Origin of the sequence: Persicitalea sp. (assembly GCF_041751555.1) — a bacterium.
Classification (GTDB): domain Bacteria; phylum Bacteroidota; class Bacteroidia; order Cytophagales; family Spirosomataceae; genus Persicitalea.
Genome location: NZ_JBGSXF010000680.1, coordinates 1 through 5055 on the forward strand (window position 1 = coordinate 1; position 5055 = coordinate 5055).

The 5055-nt window shown below is 48.9% G+C and carries 3 protein-coding genes and 1 pseudogene; 2 read left to right on the forward strand and 2 right to left on the reverse strand.

Going from position 1 to position 5055, the window contains the following annotated elements; translation table 11 throughout:
* Positions 1-150 precede the first annotated feature (150 nt).
* Positions 151-807, reverse strand: coding sequence for a ribulose-phosphate 3-epimerase (rpe, locus tag ACEW8P_RS24015; protein WP_373515599.1), 657 nt, complete (start codon positions 805-807; stop codon positions 151-153).
* Between the two features lie 100 nt (positions 808-907).
* On the opposite strand from rpe, the gene ligA reads away from it, so the two are divergent.
* Together ligA and dapA are read left to right on the forward strand one after the other, a co-directional pair.
* The gene (gene ligA, locus ACEW8P_RS24020) at positions 908-3028 is read left to right on the forward strand and encodes an NAD-dependent DNA ligase LigA (protein WP_373515600.1); all 2121 of its coding nucleotides are present in this window, start codon (positions 908-910) and stop codon (positions 3026-3028) included.
* Between the two features lie 57 nt (positions 3029-3085).
* A complete protein-coding gene (gene dapA / locus ACEW8P_RS24025; RefSeq protein WP_373515601.1) occupies positions 3086-3964 on the forward strand; it encodes a 4-hydroxy-tetrahydrodipicolinate synthase in 879 nt (292 codons plus the stop codon).
* Positions 3965-4044: 80 nt separating this feature from the next.
* Here dapA and ACEW8P_RS24030 read toward each other — a convergent pair.
* Positions 4045-5055, reverse strand: a pseudogene (locus ACEW8P_RS24030) (zinc carboxypeptidase); the annotation flags it as partial.

Here is a 5055-nt window from a genome sequence, read left to right on the forward strand (position 1 = left end):
GGGGTTGAACTGCTTGCCAGGAAAAAAATAGTCGTTCTGTGCGCTAAGGTTTGTGAGGACAAAGAGGGACAAGAAGAGCAGGGAAAAGATTTTTTTCATAAAGAAAAAGAGAGGTAAAGTGAGTTTCTGATGTTAAGCCTAATGCCATTTTCATTCAATTACCGGGCCTTTTAAAGCCATGATTGTAGCCATAGGATCATCCGATTTGAATACAAAACTTCCCGCCACCAGCACATCAGCTCCTGCGTCGATAAGCAGCGGCGAGTTCTCGCCATTGACCCCGCCATCTACTTCAATGTCGAAGTTGACCCCCGCATCGGCCCGCAATTCAACTAATTCCCGCACTTTACGGTAGGTGTTTTCTATAAAGCTTTGTCCACCAAAGCCCGGATTGACCGACATGATTAATACCTGGGAGACTTCCCCCAAAACCTCCGATAAAGAGACAACAGGCGTGTGCGGATTGATAGCAACACTGGCCAAAGCCCCCAGCTCTTTGATATGCTGCAAGGTTCGATGCAAATTGGGGCAAGCCTCGAAATGGACCGTCAGAATATCAGCACCCGCTTCGCGAAAATCTTCCAGGTAGCGATCTGGCTCCACGATCATCAGGTGCACATCCAGAGGTTTTGTGGCGTGGCGTTTAACCGCCGCACAGACGGGTATCCCGAAGGAAATATTAGGAACGAAACGGCCATCCATGATATCCACGTGGATGTAATCCGCCGAGCTACGGTTGAGCATTTCAACATCGCGCTGGAGGTTGGCGAAGTCAGCAGCCAGAATTGAGGGGGCGATTAGAGGCATTTTCAGTAGTTTTGAGCGAAAATAGGCATTTCTGATGCGAAAACTACCATTGTAGCGCTGTTTGAAAGCCAAATGATTGATTTTCAAAAAAATAGAACTTATGAATCCCGCCGCTCGCGTCGCCGAACTCACCGAAAAGCTGAACTATTTCAATAGCCGCTACTATCAGGATGACGTATCGGAAGTGTCGGACCAGGAATTTGACTTGCTTCTGAAAGAATTGTCGGCACTTGAAAGTGAATTTCCCAAACTCAAAAAAGCCGATTCGCCCACACAGCGCGTCGGCGGGACAATCACCAAGGAATTCCCTACGGTGTACCACCGCTTCCCGATGCAGTCGCTTGATAACACCTACAACGAACAAGAACTGCGGGACTTTGACGAGCGAGTGCAGAAACTACTGCCCGAGGAGGCGTACGAATATATCTGCGAACTCAAATTTGATGGAATCTCCCTGAGTTTTACTTATGAAAACGGCCTGCTCAGACAAGGGGTTACGCGCGGAGACGGCAGTCGGGGTGACAACATAACTGAGAATGTAAAAACAATTCGCTCGCTTCCTTTGCGGGTGATAGCCGCAAATGTACCACCAGTTTTCGAGGTGCGCGGCGAGGGATTCATGCCTCTTAGTTCTTTTGAACGCCTCAACGCTGACCTGGAAGCCACGGGTGACCTGCCCTACGCCAATCCGCGCAATGCTGCCTCGGGCGCGTTCAAGTTGCAGGATTCCGCTGAAACTGCCCGGCGCGGGCTAGACTGCTACGTCTATTCCTTTTTAAGCGATGAAACTGCTTTCCAATCGCACGAGGAAAGTCTCCTGGCTTTGCAGAGTTGGGGATTCAACGTGTCGCCTGGTTGGAAAAAGTGTCAGACCATCGACGAAGCACTGAAATTCATCCATACCTGGGAGGTAAAACGCTTTGAGTTGCCACTAGCCACGGATGGCATCGTGCTGAAAGTAAACTCTTACGCTCAGCAGCGTGAAATGGGAAGTACTTCCAAAAGCCCGCGCTGGGCAATTGCTTTTAAGTACAAAGCCGAAAACAAACCCGCCCTGCTGCGTTTTGTTTCCTATCAGGTGGGTCGTACGGGTGCCGTTACGCCTGTGGCTAACTTGTCTGGCTTGCACGAGCGAAACAAGCCCTACGATAAAGTAAAAGGGGTACATCTGTCGGGTACGCAAGTCAAGCGCGCAACGTTACATAATGCCAATGAGCTTGAACGGCTGGAGTTGCGCATCGGAGATACGGTCTTCGTGGAAAAGAGCGGTGAGATCATCCCAAAAATCACGGCTGTCGATCACTCACAGCGCGGATTATTCGAGACTGAACCTATCCATTTTCCTACCCAATGTCCAGAATGCGACACCGAACTGATACGCCACCAAGGTGAAGTAGCTTACTACTGCCCCAACAAGCGCGGCTGTCCTCCCCAATTGCGTGGCAAAATTGAGCATTTCATCCAGCGCCGGGCCATTGACATCGACAGTCTGGGCGAGGGGAAAATCGAGCTCCTATTCGATAAGGGTTTGATTCACACTATCGCCGATTTGTACGATCTGACTTACAACGATTTACTGGGCCTAGAGAAGGATATTTATAACGAAGAAACGGGCAAGTCGAAGAAGATTAGCTTTCGGGAGAAGACAGTCGAGAATATTCTCAAAGGCATCGAAAGCTCTAAAAAAGCTCCGTTCAAAAATCTCCTTTTTGGCTTAGGCATTCGCTATGTCGGCGCTACAGTAGGACAGAAATTGGCCAGCTACTACCGTAATATAGACGCTCTGATGAACGCCACGCTCGAAGAACTAATCAATGTACCGGAAATCGGCGATCGCATTGCTCAAAGTGTCAAGGAGTACTTTGCCGATCCGGAAAACCAACAATTGATTGAGCGCTTGCGGGCGGCGGGCTTGACCTTTGAGACAGATGATGAACCCATAGAAATAGAAAGCGAAAATCTTGTGGGTAAAACCTTTGTTATCTCGGGTGTTTTCCAAAACTACGACCGTGACGAACTGAAAATCAAGATTGAAGCCAATGGCGGACGGGTACTCAGCGGTGTCTCTGGAAAGCTCAACTACCTCTTGGCCGGCGAAAACATGGGGCCATCCAAGTTAGAAAAAGCCAAAAGATTAGGGGTCACTGTAATCACAGAAACGGAGTTCGTGGCAATGCTGGAAGACAATTTTGTAGGAGAAGATGATAGATCAGCAGATTAAATCCCTTTCATTTGTACAACCCTATTCACTCATTCTATCAATTAAATACATAAAGAGATGCGTTTCAAAGGCGTGGGCGTGGCCCTGGTAACACCCTTTAAGGATAATCTGGAAATTGATTTCACGGGTTTAAAGAAACTGATTGAATTCGTATCCGAAGGCGGCAGCGATTATCTGGTTGTGAATGGTACTACGGGCGAATCGCCGACTACTACTTTCGAAGAAAAACAGGCACTGCTTAAATTTACCAAAGAAAATAACCCCAAGGGACTGCCCATCATGTTCGGTTTGGGAGGGAACGATACCCGCCAGGTTTTGGCAAGCATCGCTGCGACCGATTTTGAAGGTGTGGATGCCATTCTTTCCGTTTGTCCTTACTATAATAAACCGACACAGGCCGGAATTATCGCGCACTTTACTGCCATCGCCGATGCCTCGCCCGTTCCGGTATTGCTTTACAACGTACCAGGCCGAACGGTAGTCAACATCTTGCCCGAGACGATTGTAGAACTAGCCAAGCATTCCAATATTATTGGTTTGAAAGACGCGTGTTCTTCCATCGAGCAGTACATGGAAATGGCTTGGAAAGCTCCCAAAGATTTTTTGCTGCTATCAGGGGACGACAATTTGGTGGTTCCGATGATCAGCGTGGGCTGGCACGGCGTGATCTCCGTTATCGCCAATGGCTTTCCGAAAGAGTTTCGCGACTTGACCTGGCATGCTTTGGAAGGTCGCTTTGCAGAAGCGGCAGCATTGCAGTTTTCGTTTATCGACTTCGATACGCTGCTTTACGCCGAGGCTAATCCAGTGGGAATTAAGGAATGCTTAGCTATCAAAAGCGTCTGCGGGGCCGAGGTACGGATGCCTCTCTTGAAAGCATCTTCGGAACTTTCGGGCAATCTGCGCTCGGCAATGAAAAGGGAAGGCTTCATTTAGATAATCGTAAAGACCGGAGTTGTGGTGGGTGCTGAGAAGTACTTGCGTCCAGTGCCGCTACGCTTCTTGCGGTTAAAATTTCAACGGAAGACAGCGTTTCCAAATAGTAGTTTCCCATTGTACCAAAAACCCCGAAACAGCGGATTGTCAGCCATATAAATGACCTGTCCTTTCCCCATTTCCTGTACGCCAAATACAAGCGTGTTTTTTAATTTTTTCTTAGCATTACTACCCGCAAAACCTGCTAGATAACTGTCTTCCTCTAAGTACCCCACATTCCAGCCTTCGGGTAAATAATCCAGGTCGTAAGTGCTTCGGATCAGACCGTAGTAATCGCCCGTGTACCCGAAAGCCAGCGGGTGCGTCGTGTCCAGTTTTACCCTGAAAATACTACCCGGCGTATCATCGCTTGCCGACTCGCGTTCACGATTGGCGTACACTTTCAGAGGTGATTCCTTATCCTTATTATCGTCTGATTTTTTGGTTTTGATATCGAAACCGCGCTTGTCAGCGAAAGCTGTCACAGCTTTTTCCATGGCGATGAGCTTGCCGCCATTCCTGATCCACTCTGTAAGTTGGGTAAGTGCGCTTTCGGTCAGGATTTTGCCGTAGCTGCCCGAAGGCATTACGAGCACGTCGATTTCGTTCCAGGGTAGTCGGGAGAAGTTTTCACCTTCAACTACCGAAATTGGGTAGTGAATTTGCTGCTCGAAATAATGCCATACTTCCCCGAAGGCCAGCGAGGAAACGCCCTCACCCGCCAGCACCGCCACCTTTGGAGCGGTAAGAGGGGCGACGGTGTAGGAGCCAAAGTCGGAACCCGAAGTGACGAAACCCGTCTGCACGGGTGTAAGCGTTACGTGTGATTCATTAGCAATTTGGGCAAGCATCCGGTCAAAATCCGCGCCCATTGCCTCGTTGCCCTTGCGGGTAATAACCAGCGTTCCCGCCCCAAAGCTTTTTTCGTCGATCTCAAAGGGAACATTGGAAGTACGCAACCGAATTTTTTTATCAAGAATCTTGGCCAAAAATTTCAAATCGTCCAGCGAATTCCAGCGAACCAAGTAGGCGTAGGGTGATTGAGAAGGGAC

Coding starts and splice junctions, on each gene's coding strand:
- rpe (WP_373515599.1), bottom strand. CDS start 807: ATGCCTCTAATCGCCCCCTCAATTCTGGCTGCTGACTTCGCCAACCTC.
- ligA (WP_373515600.1), top strand. CDS start 908: ATGAATCCCGCCGCTCGCGTCGCCGAACTCACCGAAAAGCTGAACTAT.
- dapA (WP_373515601.1), top strand. CDS start 3,086: ATGCGTTTCAAAGGCGTGGGCGTGGCCCTGGTAACACCCTTTAAGGAT.